The organism is Pseudomonas sp. MF08875 (assembly GCF_059862525.1).
Window position 1 is genome coordinate 138,818 of the sequence record NZ_JCBCUW010000006.1, and the last position, 24,362, is coordinate 163,179.

Annotated in this window: 21 protein-coding genes; 7 read left to right on the forward strand and 14 right to left on the reverse strand. The window is 65.1% G+C overall.

Annotation, left to right across the window (positions count from 1 at the left end):
- Nucleotides 1-167 precede the first annotated feature (167 nt).
- The 4 genes from AC19YT_RS05390 (at nt 168) to AC19YT_RS05405 (ending at nt 4,142) form a co-directional block, all read left to right on the forward strand.
- Nucleotides 168-1,970 (forward strand): HAMP domain-containing protein, encoded by a 1,803-nt coding sequence (locus AC19YT_RS05390; protein ID WP_500597928.1) that lies wholly within the window; start codon nt 168-170, stop codon nt 1,968-1,970.
- Nucleotides 1,967-2,614: a two-component system response regulator NarL gene (gene narL / locus AC19YT_RS05395; protein ID WP_095110780.1), complete on the forward strand. Its 648-nt coding sequence runs from the start codon at nt 1,967-1,969 to the stop codon at nt 2,612-2,614. Before AC19YT_RS05390 ends, narL begins: the two co-directional genes overlap by 4 nt.
- A gap of 86 nt (nt 2,615-2,700) precedes the next feature.
- Nucleotides 2,701-3,378, forward strand: a complete 678-nt coding sequence (locus AC19YT_RS05400; protein ID WP_095110781.1) for a Crp/Fnr family transcriptional regulator — start codon at nt 2,701-2,703, stop codon at nt 3,376-3,378.
- Between the two features lie 377 nt (nt 3,379-3,755).
- A complete protein-coding gene (locus AC19YT_RS05405; protein ID WP_095110782.1) occupies nt 3,756-4,142 on the forward strand; it encodes a putative zinc-binding protein in 387 nt (128 codons plus the stop codon).
- 24 nt (nt 4,143-4,166) lie between these two features.
- Here AC19YT_RS05405 and AC19YT_RS05410 read toward each other — a convergent pair whose 3' ends face one another.
- The 9 genes from AC19YT_RS05410 to norR form a co-directional block, all read right to left on the reverse strand.
- The gene (locus tag AC19YT_RS05410) at nt 4,167-6,410 is read right to left on the reverse strand and encodes an NEL-type E3 ubiquitin ligase domain-containing protein (RefSeq protein ID WP_500609892.1); all 2,244 of its coding nucleotides are present in this window, start codon (nt 6,408-6,410) and stop codon (nt 4,167-4,169) included.
- Between the two features lie 12 nt (nt 6,411-6,422).
- The gene (locus AC19YT_RS05415) at nt 6,423-9,215 is read right to left on the reverse strand and encodes a dermonecrotic toxin domain-containing protein (RefSeq protein WP_500609893.1); all 2,793 of its coding nucleotides are present in this window, start codon (nt 9,213-9,215) and stop codon (nt 6,423-6,425) included.
- A gap of 96 nt (nt 9,216-9,311) precedes the next feature.
- A complete protein-coding gene (gene ubiT, locus AC19YT_RS05420) occupies nt 9,312-9,785 on the reverse strand; it encodes a ubiquinone anaerobic biosynthesis accessory factor UbiT (protein ID WP_095110784.1) in 474 nt (157 codons plus the stop codon).
- A complete protein-coding gene (locus AC19YT_RS05425; protein WP_095110785.1) occupies nt 9,779-10,669 on the reverse strand; it encodes a U32 family peptidase in 891 nt (296 codons plus the stop codon). Before AC19YT_RS05425 ends, ubiT begins: the two co-directional genes overlap by 7 nt.
- 11 nt (nt 10,670-10,680) lie before the next feature.
- Nucleotides 10,681-11,676 (reverse strand): ubiquinone anaerobic biosynthesis protein UbiU, encoded by a 996-nt coding sequence (gene ubiU, locus AC19YT_RS05430; RefSeq protein ID WP_095110786.1) that lies wholly within the window; start codon nt 11,674-11,676, stop codon nt 10,681-10,683.
- 123 nt (nt 11,677-11,799) lie between these two features.
- On the reverse strand, nt 11,800-13,035 hold the full coding sequence (locus AC19YT_RS05435) for a molybdopterin molybdotransferase MoeA (protein ID WP_095110787.1): 1,236 nt from the start codon (nt 13,033-13,035) through the stop codon (nt 11,800-11,802).
- On the reverse strand, nt 13,032-13,586 hold the full coding sequence (gene moaB / locus AC19YT_RS05440; RefSeq protein WP_500609894.1) for a molybdenum cofactor biosynthesis protein B: 555 nt from the start codon (nt 13,584-13,586) through the stop codon (nt 13,032-13,034). Before moaB ends, AC19YT_RS05435 begins: the two co-directional genes overlap by 4 nt.
- Nucleotides 13,587-13,697: 111 nt before the next feature.
- On the reverse strand, nt 13,698-14,345 hold the full coding sequence (pdxH, locus tag AC19YT_RS05445) for a pyridoxamine 5'-phosphate oxidase (protein WP_095110798.1): 648 nt from the start codon (nt 14,343-14,345) through the stop codon (nt 13,698-13,700).
- An 87-nt stretch (nt 14,346-14,432) separates the two neighbouring features.
- A complete protein-coding gene (gene norR / locus AC19YT_RS05450) occupies nt 14,433-15,956 on the reverse strand; it encodes a nitric oxide reductase transcriptional regulator NorR (protein ID WP_095110799.1) in 1,524 nt (507 codons plus the stop codon).
- 153 nt (nt 15,957-16,109) lie between these two features.
- Here norR and ytfE point away from each other — a divergent pair, with 153 nt between their 5' ends.
- On the forward strand, nt 16,110-16,784 hold the full coding sequence (ytfE, locus tag AC19YT_RS05455) for an iron-sulfur cluster repair protein YtfE (RefSeq protein ID WP_500609895.1): 675 nt from the start codon (nt 16,110-16,112) through the stop codon (nt 16,782-16,784).
- Between the two features lie 57 nt (nt 16,785-16,841).
- Here ytfE and AC19YT_RS05460 read toward each other — a convergent pair whose 3' ends face one another.
- Nucleotides 16,842-17,276, reverse strand: coding sequence for a hypothetical protein (locus tag AC19YT_RS05460; protein WP_500609896.1), 435 nt, complete (start codon nt 17,274-17,276; stop codon nt 16,842-16,844).
- Nucleotides 17,277-17,301: 25 nt separating this feature from the next.
- Nucleotides 17,302-18,492: an NnrS family protein gene (locus AC19YT_RS05465; RefSeq protein ID WP_500609897.1), complete on the reverse strand. Its 1,191-nt coding sequence runs from the start codon at nt 18,490-18,492 to the stop codon at nt 17,302-17,304.
- Between the two features lie 552 nt (nt 18,493-19,044).
- Between AC19YT_RS05465 and AC19YT_RS05470 the strand changes: the two genes are divergently transcribed.
- Both AC19YT_RS05470 and AC19YT_RS05475 read left to right on the forward strand, forming a co-directional pair.
- Nucleotides 19,045-19,728 (forward strand): Crp/Fnr family transcriptional regulator, encoded by a 684-nt coding sequence (locus AC19YT_RS05470; RefSeq protein ID WP_095110792.1) that lies wholly within the window; start codon nt 19,045-19,047, stop codon nt 19,726-19,728.
- A gap of 5 nt (nt 19,729-19,733) precedes the next feature.
- Nucleotides 19,734-19,925: a protein DnrP gene (locus AC19YT_RS05475; protein ID WP_095110793.1), complete on the forward strand. Its 192-nt coding sequence runs from the start codon at nt 19,734-19,736 to the stop codon at nt 19,923-19,925.
- A 118-nt stretch (nt 19,926-20,043) separates the two neighbouring features.
- Here AC19YT_RS05475 and AC19YT_RS05480 read toward each other — a convergent pair whose 3' ends face one another.
- From AC19YT_RS05480 to AC19YT_RS05490, 3 genes are all read right to left on the reverse strand, one after another.
- The gene (locus AC19YT_RS05480; RefSeq protein WP_500609898.1) at nt 20,044-21,885 is read right to left on the reverse strand and encodes a nitric oxide reductase activation protein NorD; all 1,842 of its coding nucleotides are present in this window, start codon (nt 21,883-21,885) and stop codon (nt 20,044-20,046) included.
- A 192-nt stretch (nt 21,886-22,077) separates the two neighbouring features.
- A complete protein-coding gene (locus AC19YT_RS05485; protein ID WP_095110795.1) occupies nt 22,078-23,505 on the reverse strand; it encodes a cbb3-type cytochrome c oxidase subunit I in 1,428 nt (475 codons plus the stop codon).
- A gap of 3 nt (nt 23,506-23,508) precedes the next feature.
- Entirely contained in the window at nt 23,509-23,949 is a 441-nt protein-coding gene (locus tag AC19YT_RS05490) for a c-type cytochrome (RefSeq protein WP_095110796.1), read from the reverse strand.
- Nucleotides 23,950-24,362: the final 413 nt, after the last annotated feature.

Sequence of the window (24,362 nt, forward strand, 5' to 3'; positions counted from 1 at the left end):
TTTGTTTATCAATGGATTGACCTCTTGTGCCGGCGTTTTCGCAGCGCTGCGACGGCCGGCAACTCTTTAGAGGTAGAACGCCAGGATCGGCAGCCCTTCCCTTCGCCACCTGGTTTTTCGGAGCCTTCCATGCCTGCTTTGCCCCCCCTGCCCGCGAGTCGCAGCCGATGCTGACCTGGCTGCGCCGTTCCCTGCCCGCCCGCGCCGGGTTGGCGGTGATCCTGATCGCCATCCTGGCCCTGGCCAGTTCCCTGAGCGCCGGGCTGATCGCCTGGTTCAGCCAGGGCGACGGCGCCGCGATCAACACCGCAGGTTCGGTGCGCATGGAAACCTACCACCTGAGCTGGAAACTCGCCGCCGGCGCCGACGCGCAAGAGATCCGCCGCATCAGCGACAGCCTGCAACAACGCCTGGAGAGCCAGTCCCTTAAAGCCGTGCTCGAAGACGGCCCCGCCAGCGCCCTGCAAACCAACTACCGGCAACTGCAACAGCGCTGGAACGAGGTGCTGCGCCCGGCCCTGGAACGCGGCGACGGGGTGTTCTTCCAGGCCAACGCCCTGCCCTTCGTCGAACACCTGAACCAATTCGTCACCCTGTTGCAGCGCCAGAGCGAACACAAACAGGGCTGGCAGCAGGCGATCCAGGGCATGGCGTTGTTCGCCACCCTGTTCATCCTGCTCATTGGCCTCTATCAATTGCAGTACGGCGTCATCATGCCGCTGCAAGAGTTGGTGGAAGCCACGCGGCGCTTTCGCCAGGGTGATTTCAAGGTGCGGGTCAACCATCAGTCCGCCGATGAGCTGGGGCAACTGGCCCTGAGTTTCAACGCCATGGCCGAGACCATCGAAGAGTCCCACCGCACCCTGGAAAGCCAGGTGCGCAACAAAACCCAACACCTGCAACAGGCCAACGCCGCCCTCGAACTGCTCTACCAAAGCAGCAGCAGCCTGGCCACGCGCCTGGCCAACGCCGAGGGCCTGGACCAGTTGATCCAACGCTTCCAGCAACGCCTGCCGGGCTTGCGCCTGTCGCTGTGCCTGCAAGGCCATTACCTGGCGCCGGCCAAGCAGATGCTCGCCCTGCATGGCGAGAACAGCCGCAACGTCTGCGCCGTGGGTGACTGCGCCACCTGCCAAAAGCAAAAGGCCGGCCCGCCGCAGACCTTCAGCATCAGCAACCAGGGCAGCGAACTGGGCGAACTCAAGGCGCACTTCCTCGACGGCCACACCCCGCAACCCTGGGAAACCGAATTGATCCAGGCCTTGGCGCACCTGATCGGCACCTCGCTGTCCCTCAAGCGCCAGCGCGAGCAAGACCATCGCCTGCTGTTGCTGGAAGAACGCACCATCATCGCCCGCGAGTTGCACGACTCCCTGGCCCAGGCGCTGTCGTACATGAAGCTGCAAGTGAGCCGCATGCAAACCCTGATGCGCCGTGGCGAACCGGTGGAAACCCTGGAGAACGTCACCGCCGAACTGCGCGAGGGCCTGAACACCGCCTACCGCCAGTTGCGCGAGTTGCTCACCACCTTCCGCTTGCACATCCACGACGCCGGGCTGAGCCAGGAACTCAAGGACACCGCCCAGGAGTTTTCCCGCCGCGGCGACTTCCAGGTGCACTTGCACATCGACACCCTGGCCTTCGCGCTGTCGGCCAGCGAACAGATCCACCTGCTGCAAATCACCCGCGAAGCCCTGTCCAATTGCCTGCGCCACGCCCATGCGCAAAACGCCTGGCTGGCCTTGCGCCAGGAAGGCGAAACGGTGCGCCTGGTGATCGAGGATGACGGCCGTGGCTTTTGCGGCGCGGTGGACCAGCGCGAACACCACGGCCTGACCATCATGGACGAGCGCGCCCGCAGCCTGAACGGCCGCTTGCAGATCTTTTCCCGCTCCCCCCAGGGCACCCTGGTGCAACTGGAATTCCACCCCGAATTCCTCGGCCAGCCCACTGAAGGTACCGCCTCATGATCCCCTCCGCGCCCCACCGCCTCTTGCTGGTGGACGACCACCCGATGATGCGTCGTGGCATCCGCCAGATGCTCGAACTCGAAGACGACTTGCACGTGGTCGGCGAAGCCGGCAACGGCGAAGAAGCCCTGGCGTTGATCCACAGCCTCAAGCCCGACCTGGTGCTGCTGGACAACAACATGCCGCAGATGAATGGCCTGGAAACCCTGCGCCGCCTGCGCAGCCTGGACTGCACGGCCAAGGTGTTGCTGTTCACCGTGTCCGACGCCGAGGACGACATCCGCGACGCCCTGCGCCTGGACGCCGACGGCTACCTGCTCAAAGACATGGAACCCGAGTTGCTGGTGCAGTACATCCGCGATGCCCTGGCTGGCGAGCTGGTCATCAGCCCCGGGCTGACCCAGGCCATGGCCCAGGCCCTGCGCTCGGCTCCGCGCCAGGCCACGGTGGAACTGACCGAGCGCGAGCGCCAGGTACTCAAGAGCATCGCCAGCGGCTACAGCAACAAGGTGATCGGCCACAAACTGGGTATCACCGAAGGCACGGTCAAGGTCCACGTCAAGAACCTGCTGCACAAACTCGGCCTGCGCTCGCGGGTGGAGGCGGCGGTGTGGGCCATGGAGCACCTGCGCCAGAGCGCCTGAGCCGACTGCCTCTTCGGAGGTAGGCCGGCAGAGGCATAGGCCGCCCGCGACGCGGGCGCTACCCTGTTCGTCAGCGGAGGTACGCCATGCTGACCCATCCATCCATTGTTCTGATCCTGCGTCGCCATCACTTATTCAGCCAGTTACCGGAAAAGGTCTTCCAGGACGTGTGCCAACTGGCCAACCTAAAACGCCTGGACGCCCAGGCCAGCCTGATGCACCAGGGCGACCCGGCGAAACGGTTTTTTCTGTTGGTCAGCGGCCAGATCAAGTTGCACCGGGTCACCGGCGAAGGCCAGGAAAACCTGGTGGAGATCATCCACGCCGGGCAGACCTTCGCCGAGGCCCTGCTGTTCAGCGAGGCCCGCTGCTACCCGGTCACCGCCACCGCCCTCAAAGACAGCGTGCTGGTCAGCATCGAAGGTACGCACTACCGCAAGGCCCTGGAGGAACAACCGAAAATCTGCCTGGCGATCCTGGGCAGCATGAGCATCCACCTGCACCAGCGCCTCAAGGACATCGACACCCTGACCCTGAGCAACGCCAGCCGCCGGGTCATCAACTTTCTGTTCCAGGAACGCGACCCGGTCAGCGGCGACGTGGTGCTGCAAGTGTCCAAACGCCTGGTGGCGTCGAAACTGGGCATCCAGCCAGAGACCTTCTCGCGCATCCTCCATCGCCTGGTCGAAGGCGGCCTGATCGAAATGCACCGGCGCAACATCCGCATCCTCGCCGAGGAAGAACTGGCGGTGTACCAACAATAAAGCCAGCCATAAGCCCCCTGTGGGAACAGGCTTTTGGTGACCCGAACAAGCCCCCCACCGGCGGGAGCGGGCTCGCCCCGCGATGGCGGCCAAGCATCCAAGATCGCCGGTGGCTTGTCACCGCCACTGCGTGCCGCCATCGCGAGCAGGCTCGCTCCCATAGTGGAAAAATGAAAATCCCACCCGCACCGCAGTTCAACTGTGGGAGCGAGCCCTGCTCGCGATGGCAATTTCAAGGCCGCCATCGCTGGCCAGCCAGCTCCCACAGGGCTTGGTCCGGGCGGCGATCCGACGATGGCGATGTCGGTCTTGACGATGGTCAAGGCGCTGGGCAGGGGGCGCGGCACACTGACGCGGTTCATCCGTGGAGGTCTGTCATGTCCCGTGCCCACTTGCCGCTGGTCTATTCCTGCTCCGGCTGTTCCAACGTCGCTCAACTGGCCAATACCCTGGCCTTGCGCCTGGATCGTGCCGGGTTGGCGGAGATGTCGTGTATTGCCGGATTGGGCGGGCACGTGGCCTCGTTGGTGAACAAGGCCCGTTCGGGGCGACCGATCGTCGCCCTGGACGGCTGCCCGCTGCAATGCGTGGAAGGCTGCCTGAACCAGCACGGGTTGGAGGCCGACGTACACGTCGTCCTTAGCCAGTACGGCCTGCGCAAACGCTACGGCCAGGATTGCAGCCAGGCTCAGAGCGACGATCTGTTCGAAGAAATCAAGCAATTGATGCAGCCGCAAGCGGCCAGCTTCAAGCCGCAGGCCTGAACCTCACCACTTGCCGCTTGCAGCTTACAAATCCGTACTTCCGACTATGGTTTCGATTTGCGCCCGCGTCAGGTCCACCAACAGTTGCGCCTGTTCCACCCGCAGTTGCAGCTCGAGGTCCTGGGACTGGCGTTGGTAGTCATCCTCCGACAGGGTGGTGCCTGCGTATTGTTCATCCAGGGTGGTTTGGCGCTTCAGGAAGGACTCGTTCAAGGCGTCGAATGCCGGGCGGTGACTGGTTTGGATGAACTCCACCCAAAAATCCCGACCGACAATGGACTGCAATTGCACCTCGGAGCCCTCCAGGGCACTGACCTGTGCCTGCGCGGCGTCGAGCATGGCGTTAGTGACGTTGGCCAAGGCGTGAAAGCGAAAGCTCTTGGGCTGCCCTGGCAATTGCAGGCGCTCACGCAGGCCCACCCGGTAGGCCAGGCGCACCTCCACTTCTTCGATCCGCGCCAGTTGGTGAAGCTGCTGCTCCTGGCTGAGGTCGGCCGTGGTAATGGCATCCCTGCGCTGCTGAATATCGCGCAAGGCGATGCTTTCCACTTCGTCCAGGCGGAACAAGCCCTTGGCCAAGTTGTAGAGCTGCTCGCCCTCTTCGCCCACCGCGCTGAGCAGGGTAGCGTTGTGCACCATCAAGGTGATTTCCAGGCTGCTGAAAGACAGCGCCGCGCGGTCTTCGCAGGCAGGCTCGCCGGCCTGTTCGAACAGCCGTGTGCGCAATTGGGTCGACTGCTCGGCCGCCTCCAGCATTTGCCAGATGCGCGCTTGCAGGTCGGGATAGCTTTCAGCGTCCACATAACTGTTACCCAAACGCTGCAGCAGTTCGAAAAACTCGTCAGCGCCCGGCTCGCGTCGCAGCGCATCCCACAGAGCAGTCTTGCTCCGGGCGTCTTCACCACTCAGGTTGTTCAGCCAACGCGCCACTGTGCCCCTCTGCCCGGTCGGCTCCACCTCGCCCAAGGTGAAGGTCGCGGGGAGGCGCCCTTGCACCCATTGTGGGTACTGCTGCTCAACGCGCGGCCAGTAGCCAAGCAGCTGTTGGCGGCTGGCTTCGTTGATGGGGTTGCGCTGCAAAAAGGTCACACGGTTGATTCTGATGATCGCCTCGGCTTCCTCGGCCGGGGGGGTGAACAGGTAGTCGGGGATTTCGGCGATTTGGTTGTCGCGCAGGTCCAGGGCCTCCAGCGCCTGGCCGCGCAGGCCCACAGGCCAAACGCCGATACCGGTTTGGTGCAGGTCCAGGCCCAGCAGGTCGCTCAATGGGGAAAAATCCGGCAGCACGCCCAAGGGGTTGCGTGCCAGGTTGAGGATTTTCAACTGTGTAAGGCCTGCCAGGGTTTGGGCGCTTGACGCCGTCAGCACCATCCGGTTGCCGGTCAGGTAAAGCCGGGGCATTTGGCGCATCGAGGCCAGGGGTGCAGGCAGTACGCGCAGGCCATTGTTCATCATGTCCAGCCAGCGCAGCTGGGGGAAGCCACTGAGAAACGCCTCGCAACTGAAGTGGGTCAGGCCCATGTTGCGCATTCTCAGGGAGGCGACATGGCTGAAGTTGGCCGACAGGTCCGGCAACTGGCCCACACGCAGGTCGTTGAGGTCCAGTTCAAAACCACCCAGTTGGCCATCGCCCAGGCGGATGCGCCGCCCCTGCTGGCGCCAGCACGCCTTGATCCGGCGCACCACTTCCTGCTTGGTCCCATCGGGCACAATCTGGATGTGATGCTCACCCGCCTCCACCATCAGGCGTTGTGCAGCCCATTGGTCCAGGGCCTTGGTCAACTGCTGAAACTCCACCGCGAGCCTTTGCAGCGCGACCTGGGCATTGCGCCCCAGGGATTGCAGCAGGGCATCGACTTGCGCCGGCGAGAAATCCGGATACAACTCCAGCACTTTGCCACGCAACACGGACGAGCCTGCGCGCCACCATTTCCAGCCGCCACTCAGAGGGTAGCCCACCCGGCCGGCGTCCAGGCGCAAGGGTGGCTTGAAGAACGCTTTGAGCGGCTGCATGCCCAGCACCTGGGCCGCTTGCCCCCGGGGAATGATTCTGGCCAAGACCCGTTGCCCGAGTTCAGCCCCCTGATGCACCGAGGGCACACCCAAGGCCAGGCGCTCGCTGTCGGGCAAGGCGTGTTGTACCGCCTGGTAGAAATCCGTCCAGGCGCAGAGTTCGTTTTCCTGGGCGTCATAGGCTTTATAGCGCCCGCCCTGCTCCACCAGCACCTTGGTGAACCGCGCCTCGCCGGGCCCGGCGCTGGCACGCAACGGGCCACTGAATTAGTCGGCGCGCAACTCGATGCGCACACTGGCGCTCCACCCGGGCAGGGTCTGCAGGGTAGCCAACTGCAACCTGCGGGTGTCCGCACTCGCCAGATAATCCAGGTACAGACCCTCATAGGCGCGGTTCAGGCGCACCTCGCGCTGGTACAGGCGCAGCGCTTCGGCCAAGCGCAACGGCACCGGTTTGGTTTGCTGCGGCTGGGTAAAGTCCCAGGCTGCCATTTGCAGCTCTTCTGCAGGGCTTACCAGGCTCAGCAACTGCTTGACCACCGCCGCGGGCACAAGGGGAAAACGCGCCATCAATAAGTCCACCCGCGGGCCGTCCTTGGCCTGGAGGCTGGCGTAATGGTCGTTGAATAAGCGCACCTTTTGCTGCCTGGCCAAGGTGGCGATTTTTTCGCGCAGATGCGCCACGCGCGCTTCCATCGGGGCACCGGCCACATCGCCCTCGAACCCCGGGCGCACGCCTGCCCGATCCATGGCGTCAAGCAAATGCCTGAGCAGGTCCGGGCTACGCACCTGGGCTTCCCAAAGCCGCACCTCACGGGTCGTATCGGGCAACGCCTGCGGCTCGGCATAACGCCACACCGGCTCACCGCTGGCATCGAGCAGTTGCAGGCGGGCCTGCCGTGGCCATTGCCCGTATTGGGTGAGGATGTGCAACTGAGTCATGGGGTCGGCGCTGGCATTGAGCGACGGCACATCGCTACCAATGGCGTCGATAAAGGCGTCGATCTGGCGGGCCGACTCAAACCGCGCGATCTGGTCAGCGAGCAAGGGCGGCAACGGCTCGCCTTCGGCATGCAAACGCCGCAACAGGCCTTCGTCGAAGCCTCCGATGCGCCGCAGTTGCTCCAGTTGCGCGTCACTGAACGCCGCCACCCGGTGCCCCAGGCGGCGCATCAGCAACGACCCCTGCCACGTGCGCGGTTGTTCCAGTTCATGGCTCCAGGCCCCGGTGCCGTTGTGCCGCAACAAAGGCTGATAGGCGTCGGGGCGGGTGGGGTGTTGGATGCGGTAGCGGCCCGTCAGCGGTTCCTGCGTGACGCCATATAACCTGCCTTCAAGCGCCAGGTAAGCCTGGCCGTTGACCCGGTGCAAGCCTTGTTCATCGGGCTGCGCGCCGTTGACCAGGGGTACCTCGCGCGCGTAGGGCGCCAGGTCCGGGTGCCACAGCCGCGCTTGGCCGTTGGGCCGTTCCACGGGGCGCAGGTTATCGACCTTAGGCGAGGAATGGATCGCGGGCAGCACAGCGGACCCAGCCGCGATAAAGGCAACGTTCAAAGCGACGCTGGAGAGATGGGCCCACATTTCCCTCAGCTCACCGTCTTCAAAGGCTTCGATGCCCTCGAATGCTTCATCGAGCATCTGCGCGGCGCCGACCGCCAGCAACAGCGGCCCCAACACGGGAACGACAAAGGCCGCCAGCATGAAAACGTTCTGCGCCGCGTTGAGAAACCCGGCAAGCCGTTCCAGGCGTGCCTGACGGTCTTCGTCGCCGGTAGGCACCGCCAGCACCCGGGCATCGGCAAACACCTTGTTGACCTGGCGCTGGGCCAGCAACTGCCAGAGGTCGCCGACCAAGGGCACTTCAGTCATGGGCAGCGCCGCAGGACGAGGGCCAAGCGGGTAATCCTGGGTCGCATCCGACTGCTCGGCAGGTTGGTACAAGCGGTTGAAACGCTCGAAGAAACGCCCCTGCTCACGCACTGGAATGAAACGGCTGAAAAAGCGTCGGTAGGCGCCGCTGTGCAGGCGCGTGCGCAAATCGGCCATGAACTCGGCGCTGGAGGCGTACTCCTTGAAGGGTTGCTGCGGGTCGCCGGGCAGATAGGCCAGCACCCGCTCGACCCGCTCGCTGCCTTCGCGGGCCGGCCCCAGCAGCAAGGGCCCGATCAGCTCCACATCCAGAACCTTGAAGGCGGTGGCCACCACCGCGCGACCGTCGAGCCGCGCCTCACCCGGCGCCCTCAACCACTGCTGAAGCATCTGGTAGGCCTGGCTGCCGATCCCCACGCCGGCACCTTGCAGGCCCCCGATCTCGGTACTCAGGGTCAGCAGCTGTCGATGGTGCTCGCGCAGTTGTTCGTTGAGTTCGGTGCGGGCCTGGGCGTCGGGCGGCAGCACAATACTTTGCAAGTGTTCCTGATAGCGTCGGCCCAGGTCCAGGCGTCGGCACAGCCCTGCGAAAGCCTCGGGCGCCAGCGCCACGGCCTGGCTGGAGACAGCGGCATAATCGGCCAGGATCGCGCCGTCATAGCTGCTCCAGCGGGTAATCACTCGGCAGTCATGGCAAGCACTGGCCTGCTCGTCTTCGGGGGCGAAGTTGGCCAGTGCCGCTTCCAGCAGGGAGATGCCTCGGTAGAGGTAGTGGCTGGCGGGGTCGTCCTGACGCTCGAAGACCAATGCGCCGAACAGGTCGTCGCGCCCCTTGAAGCCATACTTGCGAGCGAAAAACACCTGGCGCACATCCAGGGCCAGGCCGAATTCGTTCTGGATCGCTTGGGTTAACAGGGGCTCGGCGAAGGCCATGATGTCTTGCACCGCACCCAGTTGGTGGTCGATACGGTTCAACGTGGCGTGGTATTGACCATGCCGGGCCAGCAACGCAGTGCGCGCGCCGTGGCTGGCGCGCCGATACCACGTGGGCAGCGTAAGGCTGTGCTCGGCCAAAGCTTGCTGACGGTGGGTGGTGGCGGCGCTGTACCAGGCCGGCAAGCGGCTTTTGAGCAGGTCGTAATGCAGGCTGGCGGGCGCGGAGTCGGTGTTCCGGCTAATCGGTTGGGGCATTGAGCTCATCCTTGATGGAGGGTAAAGCCGCCAGCCTACTCACTGTCCCGCCCGCAAAAACCTAAGTATCCACCGCCCGCATCCGCCGCCACGCTGTTAGCCGGCGCTGGCCAGGCCCTTGCCCGCACGCTCCAAGTTGCGCCACAGCCAGGGCGGCAATACGTCCGGGTCGAGGCTGTCGATAAGGTTTTTCAGGGCCAGGCCCAGTTCGGTATCGCCCTCGATCACCAGGCGCCTGCGAAAGAACAGGGTGTCCGGGTCCTCCTGTCGGCTGGCCAGCAACAGGAACTCGCGCCAGTTGCCGCGGATGGTCACCTGGGCCTCGGCCTGGCGGGCGATGCGCAGGCCATCACGGGCCAGGGTCACGTACCAGCGCAAGCCCAGGTCGGCCACGTGCAGGCACATCCAGCGCCCGCGCAGCAGTTCGAACTCGCCGTCACGCAACGGCTCGGCGAAGCAACGGTTGAGGGCCTGCTGCAACACCAGTCGCTGCACCCCGAACGGCACACGGCGCGCCAGTGGCAGCACGCGGTCGGCGCCCTTGAGCAGCCAGGCTTTGCGGATCAACACAGGCCCACCTCCTCAACCCGCAGCATGCCGGCCTGGCCGTGCCAGTAGCCGTTGCAGCCGTCGACGAACAGCGGCGGCGGCGCGCCTTCGCGCACCCGTTGATAGGCCGCAACCACCTCGGCCATGCCTTGGGCCCGCGGGCTCAAGCGCAGCAAGTCAGCGCCGCAGGCCACCAGCGCCGGGTAGTCGGCCAACAGGTTGGTGATCTGGGCAGACATCGTCTGGATCCCGTTGATCGTGAACAGGGCCTGGCCTTCCTGGCTGGTCAGGGCCAGGCCGTCGGGGTAGTTGATGCAACAGAAATCGCAGTCGTCCTTGGGCTTGTTTTCCGCCCGCGCCGTGAAGCAGCGCGCCGAATAGGCCAGGGGCAGGTGGCCGTAGGCGAAGATTTCCACTTCGGGCAGCGTGCGGCCCATTTCACCGAGCTGGTCCAACACATCGCGGATCAACCCTTGGGAGCATTCCACCGGCGGCACCCAGCGGATCATGCCGGCGTCCTGCAATTGCCCCAGGGCATGGCCGTTGTACATGTTCAGCGCCGGGCCGGCGACGAAGGGCAGCTTGCGTTCGGCAAGGAACTGCACCGCGCCCATGTCGTTGGCCTCCACCAGGAGCTGGCCGTTGTCGCACAGGCGGCGCAGGCTCGACAGCTCGGAGGCGGCCTCGATCAGGGTCAGGCTCGACAGCACGATCTGCGCCGGGCTGCATTGCTGCAACTCACGCCCCAGGCCCAGCCATTGATCCAGGGAAAACGCGCGGCGCTTGGAGCACACGGTTTCCCCCAGGTAAATCACGTCCAGGGGCAAGGCCGACATCTCGGCGTAAAACTGCCCCAGTTGTACTTTGTCCCAGTAATACAGGACCGGTCCCAGGCTGAGCTTCATGTGCCCTCCCCTTATTGCCATGAGCGATGGTAAGCGCCGAGGGTGGTCTGGTTGCCCTCGGACAACCCGGCCAGCACCTGGCGCCATTGATCCTTGACCGCAAAGGTCGCGGGCGAAGCGCGATGGGCGTCCAGCGCGGTACGCCAGACCCGCGTGACCTGCTCGACATAGGCCGGGCTGCGTTGGCGGCCTTCGATCTTCACCGCCACCACGCCCATGGCCTTGAGTTGCGGCAGCAGGTCCAGAGTGTCGAGGCTGGTGGGTTCTTCCAGGGCATGGAAGCGCTTGCCGTTGACCAGGAAACGGCCCTTGCACAGGGTCGGGTAACCGGCGGGCTCATCGGCGCTGTAGCGGTCGATCAGCACCTCGCTCAGGCGCGCGCTCAAGCCCTCGGCATCCTCGCTCCAGCGCACGGCCTTGGCCGGCGAGCAGACGCCGCACAGGTTCGGTGATTCGCCGGTGATGTAGGAGGACAGGTGGCAGCGCCCCTCGGCCATGATGCACAGGCTACCGAAGGCGAACACTTCGATGGGCACCGTGGTGCTGGCCGCCACTTGCTTGACCTGGGCCAGGGACAGCACCCGGGGCAGCACGGCGCGGCGGATGCCATAGCGCTCGGCATAGAACTTGAGGGCCGAGGCGTTGGTGGCCGAGCCTTGCACCGACAGGTGCAGCCCCAGGTTGGGGTGGCGCTGGCTGGCGTAGTGCAGCACGCCGGGGTCAGCGGTAATCATGGCGTCCACGCCAAAGTCGGCGGCGCGGTCCACCGCCCGTTGCCAGCGCTCCCAGCCGCGCGGTTGCGGGTAGGTGTTGACCGCCACCAGCAGCTTGCGTTTGTGCTCGCGGATATGGGCGACGGCGGCGTCGAACTGCTTGTCGTCCATGTTCAGCCCGGCGAAATGCCGGGCATTGGTGTCATCTCGAAAACCCACATAAACGGCATCGGCGCCTTGGCGCACGGCCGCCTTGAGCGAAGGCAGGTTGCCTGCCGGGCAGACCAGTTGCATGGTTGATCCTCATCAGAACCCAGGTCGGCACCGGCCCGCCCCCGAAGGTGCCCGCGCCGGCGAAAAATCCGTGGCCAGCATAACCAGCGCCCACGCGCCGACCTTGACCACAATCAAGTGCGCCTACTGCAACAGCTCGGCAAACGCCAGGAACGGCACCGGTTCACCCAGGCTCAATACCTGGCCGCGCTCCACCAGCGCCAGGCCGTCGGCCCAGCACGCGGCGCTGAGCATGGCCGAGCTTTGCTGGGGATGCAGGGCCACGCTCAGTTGCCCCGAAGCATTGGCGGCGAGCCGGGCGCGCAGGTATTGACGGCGTTTGTTGGCGTTCAACCAGGAAAAATCCGCCGCCACCCACACGGCCTGCGGCATCAGGTCACACAGGCCTTGAGCCTTGCGCACGAACGGGCGCAGCACCACCAGCGCGGTAATCAGCGCCGCCGACGGATTGCCCGGCAGGCCGACCCACGGCGTGCCTGCCACCTCGCCAAAGGCCAGCGGCTTGCCCGGTTGGATCGCCAAACGCCACAGGTCGAGGCTGCCCACCTCGGCGATGGCGTGCTTGAGATGGTCCTCCTCGCCCACCGAAACGCCACCGGAGGTCAGCAGCAGGTCGCACTCCGCCGCGGCCCGGCGCAAGGCTTCGCAACTGGCGGCCAGGGCATCGGGCATCACCCCGTAATCCACCACCTCCACGCCCCAGCCGCGCAGGATGGCGCCCAGGCAATGGCGGTTGCTGTTGTAGATCTGCCCCGGGGCCAGCGGCTCGCCGGGTTCGCGCAACTCATCGCCGCTGCTCAACAGGCCCACCCGCAACGGCTGGTAGACCTCCAGGCGAGTCACCCCGGCGCCGGCCAGCAGGCCGATTTCCTGGGCGCGCAAGCGCTTGCCCGCCGCCAACAGGCGTTCGCCCCGGTGCACCTCTTCGCCCTCCTTGCGCACGTGCTCGCCCAGGGTGACCGCCGGCAACCAGACGCGCTGGCCATCGACCTGGCAGCGCTCCTGCGGCACCACGGTATCGGCCCCCGGCGGCAACGGCGCGCCGGTAAAAATCCGCACCACCTGCCCCACCGGCAGCGGCGCGGCGGCATCATCCCCGGCGGCGATGCGCCCGGCCACGGGCAAGTAACCGCCCCCGGCAGGCAGGTCGGCGGCGCGCAGGGCGTAGCCGTCCATGGCGCTGTTGTCCCAGGCCGGCAGGTTCATCGGGCTGCGTACCTCCGCCGCCAACACCCGGCCCAGGGCGTGGCTGAGGGCGACGTAGTGCACCGCTGGCGCGGCCGGCGCCTGGCTGAGCAAATGGGCGATGGCTTCGTCCACCGGCAGTAGATGGCCGCTGTCGCACACCGACAGGCTCACAGCCGTGACTCGCAAGCGCCGACCAGAGCCTCGCCCTGGGGCTTGAGGTGTGGGGCGAAATTGCACGGGCCGGTGCGGCTGTCCAATTGCTCGCCGAGGATCTTCGTCCACGCCGTGCGGCACGCCCCGGGCGAACCGGGCATGCAGCACACCAGCACGCCATTGCTGAGCCCGGCCAGGGCCCGCGATTGCAGGCTGGACATGCCGATTTCTGCCAGCGAGACCTGGCGGAATAACTCGCCGAAACCGTCCACCTGCTTATCCAACAACGGCTGCACCGCTTGGGGGGTGTTGTCCCGGGCGGTGAAGCCAGTGCCGCCGGTCATCAACACCACTTGCACCGCCGGGTCGGCAATCCATTGGGAAACCCGTGCGCGGATCTGGTAGATGTCATCGGTCACCAACCCTCGGTCCACCAGGCGATGCCCGGCCGCTTGCAGCAAATCCACCAGGGTTTGCCCGGAGGTATCGGTGGCCAGGGTGCGGGTGTCGCTGATGGTCAGCACGGCGATGTTCAGGGGTTGGAAGGTGCGTTGCGCCAGATGGGCCATGTGAGAGTCTTCCCATTGCAAAGAATATTGGCCAAAGCCTGCACCCGTGGGCCGGGCGCGGCTATTCCTCCAAGGAGGTATGCCCGCAGGCTGTGGTTGTAGCAAGCGGGCTTACGGCGCCAAGCGGTTACGTACCCACACGCCGTCGTGCAAGCGATAGTCGAGGCGGTCGTGTAAACGGTCGGGGCGGCCTTGCCAGAATTCCAGGCGCTGCGGGTGCAGGCAGTAGCCACCCCAATGCGGCGGCCGTGGCGGCTCTTGGCTGGCGAAGCGCTCGCGGGTATCGACCATGCGCAACTCCAGTTCTTCGCGGCTGGCCAGGGCCTGGCTCTGGGGCGAGGCCCAGGCACCGAGGCGGCTGGCCAGGGGGCGCGAAGCGAAGTAGTCGTCGCTGTCCTGGGGGTCGAGTTGGGTCACGCGGCCCTCGATCCGTACCTGGCGCTCCAGCCCCGGCCAGAAGAAGGTCATGGCGGCATAGGGGTTGCCCGCCAGTTCCTCGCCCTTGTCGCTCAGATAGTGGGTGTAAAAAATGAAGCCTTCTTCGCTCAGGCCCTTGAGCAGCAGGATCCGGCAATGGGGCCGGCCCTGGCTGTCGACGGTGGCCAGGGCCATGCTGTTGGCCTCGAACGGCGCGTTCTCGGTTTCGCTGGCCTGGGCGATCCATTCGTGGAACAGGGCCTGGGGGTCATCACAGGTAAGGTCGTCAGGCAGGCCGGCGCGGGTGTAGTTGCGGCGCATTTGCGCCAGGGACAGGGTCATGGCGGAGCTCTCCAAAAAGTTCTGCGCAGTGTGCGAGGCCGCGCCACGCAGAACCTTGACCACCATCAACACTGTGCCGCGCGCGCCTTACTTGAGGCGCAGGCGCCGGGCCAGTTTGTGCAGGTTGCTGGGGTCGATGTGCAGCAGGCGCGCCGCGCTGGCCCAGTTGTCGCGGCACAGGCTCAGGGCCTGGAGGATTTTCTCGCGCTGGCAGGCGTCCACTGCCTCGGCCATGGGCTGGAACGGCTGCTGCGGGGTCACAGCCATCAGCGGCGCGGGGGCCGGCTCGCCACGGCCGTTATCCAGGTCGAGGGCGCCGGCCTCCAGGGTAATGATCTGGCTGCGGCTGTTGCCCCGGCTCAGTTGCTTGAGCGCCGCGCGGCTGATGACGTGCTCCAGTTCGCGCACGTTGCCCGGCCAGGCGTAATCCAACAATGCCCGCTCCGCCGCGGGCGCCAGGCGCAAACCGCGCAGGCCCAGGCGAGTGCGGTTGAGTTCAAGAAAATGCCCGGCCAGCAGCAGCACATCGTTGCCCCGTTCGCGCAGCGGCGGGATCGGCACCGGGTACACCGAGAGGCGGTGGTACAGGTCGGCGCGAAACAGGCCATCGCGGATGCTGTCAGGCAGGTGGCGGTTGGTGGCGGCGATGATGCGCACGTCCACATGCAGCGGTTTGTCCGCCCCCAGGCGCTGGATCTCGCCGTTTTGCAGGGTACGCAGTAGCTTGGCCTGCACGCTCAAGGGCAGCTCGCCGACTTCATCGAGAAACAGCGTGCCGCCATTGGCCGCGTCGAAACGCCCGGCGCGGTCGCTGCTGGCCCCGGAGAACGCGCCTTTGACGTGGCCGAACAACTCGCTCTCGGCCAGGGACTCGGGCAGCGCCGCGCAATTGACCTGCACCAACGGCTTGTGGCTGCGCCGCGACAGGCGATGCAGGCGCCGCGCAAACAGCTCCTTGCCCACGCCGGTTTCCCCCAGCAACAGCACCGGCAATTCGGAGTCGGCGAGCACGTCCAGTTCATTGAGCAATTGGTGCAGCACTTCACTCTGGCCGAGGATCTCGCCCTCCTCCCGCGGCGCACGCACGTCCACCAGGTCACTGCGCGACAGGCGCAGGCTGCGGTTTTCCTGCTCCAGGCGCGTGACCCGCACGGCGGCTTCGATCAGCAGGGTGCAGCGCTTGAGCTCGTCCCGCGCGCGGGCATCGAAGGTGCCGGCGTGCAACGCATCCAGGGTGATGGCGCCCCACGCGCGGCCCTCCACGTACAGGCTCACGCCCATGCAGTCGTGTACCGGCAGGGATTCGCCGACATGGTTGTCCAGCAGGCCGTCGTAAGGGTCCGGCAAGCGGCTGTCGGGCTCGAACCAGGTGGGCGCGCGCGAGGCCATGATCGCGGCCAGGCGCGGGTGCTGGGCGATCACAAAACGCCGGCCGAGGGCTTCGTGCACCAGGCCCACGGTGGCCACCGGGCGCAGGCTGTCGTCGTCCAGGCGCAACAGGCCGACGGCGCCGCTGTGGAAGTATTCGCGCAGGGTCTGCACCAGACGCTGCAACCGCACGGCATTGGGCAGCTCGACGATCAGGTCGGCCACCAGGCTTTCACGCAGCATGGTCATCATTACCTTCAAAGGGTGGCAACTACCCTGTCACTCCAGGGTAGAAATCACCACCACAAAAAATTAATTGTTCGTTTTCAATCATTTAGATCTGGCACAACGCCTGCAACGGCCTTCAGGAATCCGTGAACCGCATAAGGAATCCCGATGAGCCTTTCCCTGCTGGACCAAAGCCTGGGCCAATTGGCCTGTGACATTCCCGGCGCCACACGCGCCTTCCATACCTTCCACTTGGACTTCTGCTGCGGTGGCCGCACAAGCCTGCGCGAAGCGGCCCTGGGCAAAGGCCTGGACCCACTGCAAGTAGCCGAAACGCTGCTGGCCCTTAAGGCCCGCGGCGACGCTGGGCACGACTGGCGCAATGAACCGCAGACGCGGTTGATCGAGCACCTGCTCAGCCGCTACCACGCCCGCCACCGCGAACAACTACCGGAGCTGATCCGCCTGGCCAGCCGCGTCGAGCAGGTCCACGGCGCGCGCGACAGCTGCCCCAACGGCCTGGCTGACCTGCTGCGCGATATCCAACAAGAGCTGGAAAGCCACATGCGCAAGGAAGAGCAGATCCTGTTCCCCCTGTTGCAACAGGGCCTGGGCCCGCAAGCGGCGCCACCGATCCAGGTGATGCGTTGGGAGCACGACCAGCATGGCGAGGCCCTGGAGCGGATGCTGGCCCTGACCGACCAGATCACCCCACCCGCCAACGCCTGCAACACCTGGCGCGCGCTGTACCGTGGCTTGGAAGAGTTTCGTGATGACCTGATGCAACACATCCACCTGGAGAACAATGTGTTGTTTGTGCAGGCGCTCGATCCGCAAGCTTGAGGGCTGCGCTAACCCTTGTGGGGCTTGGCCCCGCAGGGGATCTCCCGCCCTGCCCACTCACCAATAAAACATGCCCTTGGCCAACACCACGATCAACAGCATGTGCCCCAGGATGCTGTGGCGCACGCCGTCGGCGCGGGCCTGGGTGATGCGCCCGCGCTTGAGCCAGTAGGCCAGCAGCAGGTAGTGGCCGATGATGCTTAGCGCCAGGAAGATCTTGACCGTCAGCAGCAGGCCAAAATGGCTGGCCAGGGGTTGGCTCAGCGCGCCCCAGTGATGCCACGCCAGGCCCGCCCCGGCGCCGTACAGCACCAGCACCACGCCATGCAGCACCTTGCGCGAACGCTGGGCGATGGCTTGGTCGGCGCTCAAGCGGGCCGACCAGGGCAGCGGGCGACGGGCGCTGAACCAGATCGCCACCTCAAAGAACAGGGTGCCAATAAAGGCAATGGCCGCCAGCAAATGGGCAATCAACAGCAAGGGGTAGATCACAGCGTTTCTCCGTCAAGGGGGCCCATCAACCCGGGTGCCCGTCCACCCGCGCGCGCACCAGCATCGGCCCGTAGCGCCAGGCGTACAGGGCAAAGCCCAGGGTCCAGCACAGCGCCGCCAACCACAGGGCGCCCAAAGGCAACACCAACACCAGCAACACCCGGCACAGGCACGCCAGGTTGAGCAGGATGAACGCCAGGCTCATCCCCGCCGGCGGCTCCAGGGCGCGGCCGGTGTGGCCCAGGCTGACGCGGGCGAGCATCGCCAGAATCAACCCGCCCATGGCCCCGATGGTCAGCGCATGCACCGCCAGGCTGGGGTTGAGCGGCACGCCCAAATGCCACAGCGCCATGCCCAGGCAGGCCAGCGCCAGCCAGCCGTAGGCCAGGTGCAGCGACCACAGCAGCGGTACGCGCCACAGGCCGCGATCATGCCAACGCCCCAAACGAATGCTGTGGCCCACCGCCAATGCGCCGAACAGCAGGCCGATTGCCGGGTTGGCCGTCAACGCCGGGCCGCTGGCGTACAACAGCGCCACCAGGGCCGAACCGCCCAACAGCAGCCAGTCGAGCCACGGCCAGGGCGCCACGGCCGTGGCTCGGCCCAGGCCACGCTGGGTGAAAAAGGGAATCACCCGCCCGCCGATCAGGCCCATCATCGCCGCCACCAGCCAGATCCCGGTGAGCACCGACCGGCGCTGCCAACCTTCATGGCCCTGGATCAAGCCCAGCAACGACAAGCCATCGGCGCCGGCCAGCAGGGCCAGCACCAGCACAATCGGGTAGTTGCGCGTCTGCCGCACCTTCCACAGGGTCACGCCCATCGCCCCGGCCACGGCCAGGGGGAAGGCCAGCTCCAACACGGCGAGCAGCGGCCAGGGGGCATTGGCCAGCCAGGCCAGGCGCGCCGCCAACCACAGCAGCGCCAGGGCCGCCAGGGGCTTGCCACTGAGGCCCGGGCGGCCGGTCCAGGTCTGCACCGCCGTGAGCAGGAACCCAGCGATGATCGCCAGGCCAAACCCGAACAACAATTCATGGCGATGCCACGCCAGCCAGCCGCCGGCCGGTTGCCATTGCCCAAGCTGGCCGGTGAACGCCAACAGCCACAGGGGGATCGCCAGCAGCGCCAACAGGCTACCGGCCAGGAAAAACGGCCGGAAAGCCAGCCGCAACAACGGCACGATGGCCATGGCGGTACGACGGTCAAGCACTTGCATCGTTGCACTCCTTAAACAGCCCGGGCCTCGCCGGGCAATACCCCGGCGTCATCATCGGGTATTGCCCACGGCCCGCCCTTGTCATAGATCAAGGCGGGTCATGGCGGTTGCGCTAGATTGCGCGCCCGGTCGGGGCTTGGGTTGCAACGAACATGCCGCCGGCAGTTTTTGTAGCGTGCGGGCTCGCCCGCACGGGGTGGCGCAGCCGCCCTAAAGTGGCGCTCACCCCACCGTACTGGCGGCTGCGCACCCGAGCGCGGGCAAGCCCGCTTGCCATAGAAATGGTCATTAAAACCATTTAAGGGTCAATAAAACCCTAGTGCGCCAGGGTATTTATGACCACATCTTGGCCTGAGCCCGCACAGATCAAGGCCTGCGCCCCTGGCCCGGCTCTTGCTCTGCACAGGTCACCTATTCATTGATGGAGCGCGCCATGCAAAAAATCATTCCCCCGCTGACCTGGTTTGTGGTGCTCAGTTCAGTACTGGCCCTGGCCAGCAGCCTGTCCCTCGGGCTGCTCTGACCCGCCCTTCACTTTCAGGATCAATCCCCATGGTGCTACATCGTGTCCATCATCAGATTTTGCGCAGCCATCACCTGTTCGAGCCGTTGAACGAGGAGCAGCTCGACGAGTTGATGAGCACCAGCCAGTTGCTCAGTGTCGACAAGGGTGAACCGCTGTTCCGCCAGGGCGAGCCGGCCGAGGCGTTTTACTTTGTGATCGCCGGTGCGGTGAAGATCTACCGCCTCACCCCCGACGGCCAGGAAAAGGTCTTCGAGGTGGTGGGCGACCGCCAGACCTTCGCCGAGGCCATGATGCTGATGGACACGCCCAACTACGTGGCCTCGGCCGAAGCCGTGTGCCCGACCCAGTTGTACCGGGTATCCAACGCCACCTACATGCGTCTGCTGCAAAGCAACAGCCGCCTGACGTTCGCCCTGCTGGGCAAGTTGTGTGTGCGCCTGCACCAGCGGGTCAACGAGATCGAAACCCTGTCGCTGAAAAACGCCACCCACCGCGTGGTGCGCTACCTGCTGACCCAACTGATGCGCCTGCCCACCCCGGGCAACCGCTTCGAGCTACCGATGGCCAAACAGTTGATCGCCGGGCACCTGTCGATCCAGCCCGAAACCTTCTCGCGGATCATCCGCAGGCTGATCGACGAAAACATCATCACCCAGGAAGGCCGGCAGATCAGCGTTCTCGATCGCCTGCGCCTGGAACAGTTCGAGTAACCCCCATGCGCCGTTGCCTGTATTGCCAACACACCAACCCCGCCGCCGCCAGCGATTGCGACGAATGCGGCATGCCCCTGCCCGCCCGCGCCGAACAGGCCAGCGAAGACCGCCAGCGGCGCTTCATGTGGTTCTGCCTGGGCCTGACCCTGTTCTGCGTGAGCATGTTCTTCTGGTTGCCGCGCAGCATTTATTGAGCCTGCGGCTGCGCCAACAGCCAGTGAACCCAGTGTGGAGTTTTGGCTTACCCGGATCTCGTAAACCCGGAAATATCCCGGTGGGAGCGGTGTGCTCCCAGCTGCACACCGTCATCCCTCACGGTTGGGTCAGTTGCCGGTACAGCTGCACCAACCGCAGGGGCAGTTGTTCGGGTTGGTGGATCAGGGTGTAGCCATTGGCACCGAACATGTACGGCAGGTAGTCGCCGGCCTTTTGGTCGATGGTGATGCAAAACGGCGTCAGCCCCAGGCGCCGCGCTTCAAGCACAGCCTGGCGGGTGTCTTCGACACCGTAGCGGCCTTCGTACAGATCCAGGTCGTTGGGCTTGCCATCAGTGAGCAACAACAGCAGTTTGCGCCGGCGCTTACGGCCCTTGAGCAGTTCGCTGGCCTGGCGAATCGCCGCGCCCATGCGTGTGTAGTAACCAGGCTTGAGGCCTTGGATACGGCCCCGGGTGTGGTCGTCGTAACGCTGGGTGAATGACTTGAGTTGCTGCATGCGCACTTGCTGGCGACGCAGGGACGAGAAGCCGTACAGAGCGAAATCATCCCCCAGCACCGCCAGGGTTTCGCCGAACAGCAACAGGCTGTCGCGCACCACATCGATGACCCGGTGCTGGTCATTGAGGTGGGCGTCGGTAGACATCGACAGGTCCGCCAACAGCAGGCAGGCCAGGTCGCGTTGGGTGTGGCGCTGCTCCAGGAACAAACCGCGCTCGGCGCACTGGCCGTGCTGGCGCTCCACGTGAAAATCCAGCCACGCCGGCAGGTCCAGCTCTGAACCCTGGGGTTGTTGGCGCAGCCATTGGCGGTCGTTGCGCAGGTGCTCGAATTGGCGCCGCAAACGCTGCGCCGGGGCGTGCAGGCGGGGCGGCAAGGGCCGCGCTTCGTCGTCGCGGGGCAGGAGCATTTGCAGGTTGACGAAGTCCGGTTGCAGGCATTGGCGGCGGTAGTCCCACTCCGGCAACTTAATGCCCTCGCCCAGGGGAATGTCGTCCACATCGGCCGGTGGCAGATCCAGGTGCAGCTTCAAGCCGCCGCCCTTGCGCACGCGCTGGCGGGACAGGGTCAGCTCATCGAGGTCATCGGCGACTTTGCTGGCATCCGGGTCGTCGCTGTCGTCGGACCAGCGATCGAGGTCGACGTGCTCGGTCCAACTGAACAGGTTCTCCAGGCGCACCACCAAAAAGCCGCCGTCACGACGGTTTTCGTCCACCCGGGTGGCGCGCTTGCGCCCGCTTTTCTGCTCGCCGGGGCGGGTGGCCAGGGTTTCTTCGGATTCATCGTCCAGGTCGGCCGCCTGAGGGCTGCCCAGTTGCTGCGGCGGGTACAGCCACAGCGGCAGCGGCCAGGCCGCCCGTTCGCTACGCGGGAACTGCTCGACACTGCCGGGCTCGCGCAGGGCCTGGCACAGGGCCCGTTCCAGGGCCGCTTCGCCGGGGCCCAGGGTGGCCGGGTCGGGGCGCAGCGCCAGATGGGCGTCCACCAGGCGCCGGTAGCGTGGCGCCATGGCCGGGTAGCGCTGCAACAGGTGACGGGTCCAGCGCTGGTTGTCGCGGCCCCAATGGCGCATCGGCCCGGCCTCGGCGGCCAACAGTGCGAGCCAACGGTACAGGTCCTGGTTGAGGGTGGCGTCGGGGAACACCGCCAGGCTCGCCGGCAGGCGCAGGCTGTTGTCGTCGCGCCAGGCCAGGGGCACGCTCTTGCAGGTGCCGGCGACCTGTTGCAGCAAGCTGCGGCGCAGCAGCAGGTCGCGCTCGCTGGCGGCCTCCACGCTCATGCCACTGGCCCCGCCCGTGGCCCGGAACAGCAACGCCAGCGCACGCTGGCGCTCAAGCAATTCGACCCGCGCCTCGGGGAAATCCGGGCTGGCACGGCGGGTGATAAAGCGGTGCCAAACGCTACCGACCCACTCTTCCAGTTCAACGGTAAATGCCATGGCACTGTCCTCGGCCGGGGTAGAAAGTAAAACGGCCCGCAGTACCTGCCGGGCCGCCCTCCTTGGGGATTGGATGGATCACTGTCGGTGAACGGGCTTTTGTGAAAGCACAGGCGTAGGGGAGCAGGCTTGTGTGGGAGCGGGCTTGCCCGCTCCCGCAGCCACATCCACACACAGCCCCTCACTTTCTCCTTATGCCCGGCTCACCGCCGCATGGGGCTGCCTCACTTCCGCGCCGCGGCGCTTGAAGCTGTACAGGTAGCACAGCAGGCCGAGCAGGAAGCCAATGCCGCTGACCAGCCGCGCCCAGAACAGCAGCGCCAGGTGATCCATGGTGGCCATGAATGGCAGGGCCACACCATCGGCCTGCCAGCGTTGCAGCCACACTTGCACTACACCAGCAGCGGTGAGGAACAAGGTAATCATCACCATCGACAGGGTCATCAGCCAGAAACCACGGATTTCCCAGGTCTGCGAGCGGGCATCCGGTGCTTCACCGAGGCCGCGCAAGCGAGGCATGGCGTAGCTGATAAGCGTCATCACAATCATCGCGTAGGCACCGTAGAACGCCAGGTGGCCGTGGGCCGCCGTCAGTTGGGTGCCGTGGGTGTAGTAGTTGACCGGTGCCAGGGTGTGCAGGAAACCCCATACGCCAGCGCCGAAGAACGCCGTGACCGTGGTGCCCTTGGCCCACAACGTGGCGGCGCGGTTGGGGTGCTCGCGGCGCCGGTTGCGAACCATGCTGAAGGCGAAAATCACCATGGCCAGGAACGGCAGTGGCTCCATCGCCGAGAAGATCGAACCGACCCACAGCCAGACCTCGGGCGCGCCAATCCAGAAGAAGTGGTGACCGGTGCCGATGATCCCGGTAATCAGGGCCATGGCGATAATCACGTACAGCCACTTCTCCACCACTTCGCGGTCTACGCCAGTGATCTTGATAAGCACGAAGGCCAGCATCGCGCCCATGATGAGTTCCCACACGCCTTCCACCCAAAGGTGCACCACCCACCACCAGTAGAACTTGTCGCGGGCCAGGTTTTCCGGGTTGTAGAAGGAGAACAGGAAGAACACCGCCAGGCCGATCAGGCCGGTGAGCATGACCATGCTCACGGTGGTCTTGCGGCCCTTGAGCAGGGTCATGCCGATGTTGTAGAGAAAGCCCAGGGCGACGACCACGATGCCCATCTTGGTGATGGTCGGCTGCTCCAGGAACTCACGCCCCATGGTCGGCAGCAGGTCGTTACCGGTGATCCGCGCCAACGTGGCATAGGGCACCGACAGGTAACCCAGGATCGTCAACACCCCCGCCACGGCGAACACCCAAAACAGCACGAGCGCCAGTTTCGGGCTGTGCAGTTCACGGTCAGCCTCCTCCGGTATCAGGTAGTAAGCCGCGCCCATGAAGCCGAACAGCAGCCAGACGATCAGCAGGTTGGTGTGCACCATCCGCGCCACGTTGAAAGGGATCAACGGAAACAGAAAGTCGCCCACCACGTATTGCAGGCCCATGATTAAACCGAACAGCACCTGGCCCAGGAACAGGATCAGAGCAAACACGAAGTAAGGTTTGGCCACGGCTTGCGAGGCGAATTTCAGATGTGGATTGGCAATGCTCATCTCTCAGCCCTCCTTATTGGGCGGCCAGCCGTTGGTATTGATGTTCGAGCTCCACTTGAGGAACTCGGCAATGTCATCCACCTCCTGATCGCTGAGATTGAATTGCGGCATCGCCCGCCGCCCGGGTACGCCCAGGGGCTGCATTTTCATCCAGGCGTGCAGGAACGGCTTGAACGCCTCATCGCCGCCACGGCGGGTGAACACATTGCCCAGCTCCGGCGCAAAGTAGGCGCCCTCGCCCAGCAGCGTGTGACAACCGACGCAGTTATTGCGCTCCCAAACGCCCTTGCCCCGTATGACCGACTCGCTCAACTGCGCCTGGTTGCTGCGCACCGGGAAGGTCTGTTCCGTGTGATAGGTCAAGGCCAGAAAAATGAGGAAAAAGAACACGCTTCCCCCAAAGTAGATATTCCTGGCCATGCCTTTGGTGAAGGTCTCTGACATGGTCGCTTCCTCTATTGCTTGGCGTGACCATTCTAGAAACCGCAGGGTGGGAAACAGCTTGATGGCGATCAAGAAATGCCGATGGTTTTGCTCGGGTATTGGCCGGCAGGCGAGTCTTGGTCGGGTGGATATTTTTTACGTTGCAATGCGCGCGGGCCCATTAACGTGCACGTTTGCGTAGGGCGTTTCTCTAATTTATGTAGGCCTCATATTTAAACGCTCCACCCCCCCTCAATCCTCCCCCGCAACTAGGCACAATGCCGCCGCGCCCCGCTGCCTGGCGCGCTTCACATCCCAACGCTGTTAGCCTCTTTGGCGGGTTATGGCCGACTGGCTGAACTGCGAATTTCGCAACCTTATGCCTGGTTTGGATTTCACGCCCATGAACCCCACTGCCCCGATCATCAGCGATC

Excerpts from the sequence above, each read along its gene's own strand:
- ubiU (WP_095110786.1), bottom strand. The coding sequence starts at position 11,676 with ATGCAACTGGTCTGCCCGGCAGGCAACCTGCCTTCGCTCAAGGCGGCC.
- pdxH (WP_095110798.1), bottom strand. The coding sequence starts at position 14,345 with ATGACCCTGTCCCTGGCGCAAATGCGCCGCAACTACACCCGCGCCGGC.
- AC19YT_RS05490 (WP_095110796.1), bottom strand. The coding sequence starts at position 23,949 with ATGTCAGAGACCTTCACCAAAGGCATGGCCAGGAATATCTACTTTGGG.
- AC19YT_RS05475 (WP_095110793.1), top strand. The coding sequence starts at position 19,734 with ATGCGCCGTTGCCTGTATTGCCAACACACCAACCCCGCCGCCGCCAGC.
- ytfE (WP_500609895.1), top strand. The coding sequence starts at position 16,110 with ATGAGCCTTTCCCTGCTGGACCAAAGCCTGGGCCAATTGGCCTGTGAC.
- AC19YT_RS05390 (WP_500597928.1), top strand. The coding sequence starts at position 168 with ATGCTGACCTGGCTGCGCCGTTCCCTGCCCGCCCGCGCCGGGTTGGCG.
- moaB (WP_500609894.1), bottom strand. The coding sequence starts at position 13,586 with ATGGCCCATCTGGCGCAACGCACCTTCCAACCCCTGAACATCGCCGTG.
- AC19YT_RS05415 (WP_500609893.1), bottom strand. The coding sequence starts at position 9,215 with ATGCCCCAACCGATTAGCCGGAACACCGACTCCGCGCCCGCCAGCCTG.
- norR (WP_095110799.1), bottom strand. The coding sequence starts at position 15,956 with ATGCTGCGTGAAAGCCTGGTGGCCGACCTGATCGTCGAGCTGCCCAAT.
- narL (WP_095110780.1), top strand. The coding sequence starts at position 1,967 with ATGATCCCCTCCGCGCCCCACCGCCTCTTGCTGGTGGACGACCACCCG.
- AC19YT_RS05425 (WP_095110785.1), bottom strand. The coding sequence starts at position 10,669 with ATGAAGCTCAGCCTGGGACCGGTCCTGTATTACTGGGACAAAGTACAA.
- AC19YT_RS05470 (WP_095110792.1), top strand. The coding sequence starts at position 19,045 with ATGGTGCTACATCGTGTCCATCATCAGATTTTGCGCAGCCATCACCTG.
- AC19YT_RS05400 (WP_095110781.1), top strand. The coding sequence starts at position 2,701 with ATGCTGACCCATCCATCCATTGTTCTGATCCTGCGTCGCCATCACTTA.
- AC19YT_RS05405 (WP_095110782.1), top strand. The coding sequence starts at position 3,756 with ATGTCCCGTGCCCACTTGCCGCTGGTCTATTCCTGCTCCGGCTGTTCC.
- AC19YT_RS05485 (WP_095110795.1), bottom strand. The coding sequence starts at position 23,505 with ATGAGCATTGCCAATCCACATCTGAAATTCGCCTCGCAAGCCGTGGCC.
- AC19YT_RS05480 (WP_500609898.1), bottom strand. The coding sequence starts at position 21,885 with ATGGCATTTACCGTTGAACTGGAAGAGTGGGTCGGTAGCGTTTGGCAC.
- AC19YT_RS05465 (WP_500609897.1), bottom strand. The coding sequence starts at position 18,492 with ATGCAAGTGCTTGACCGTCGTACCGCCATGGCCATCGTGCCGTTGTTG.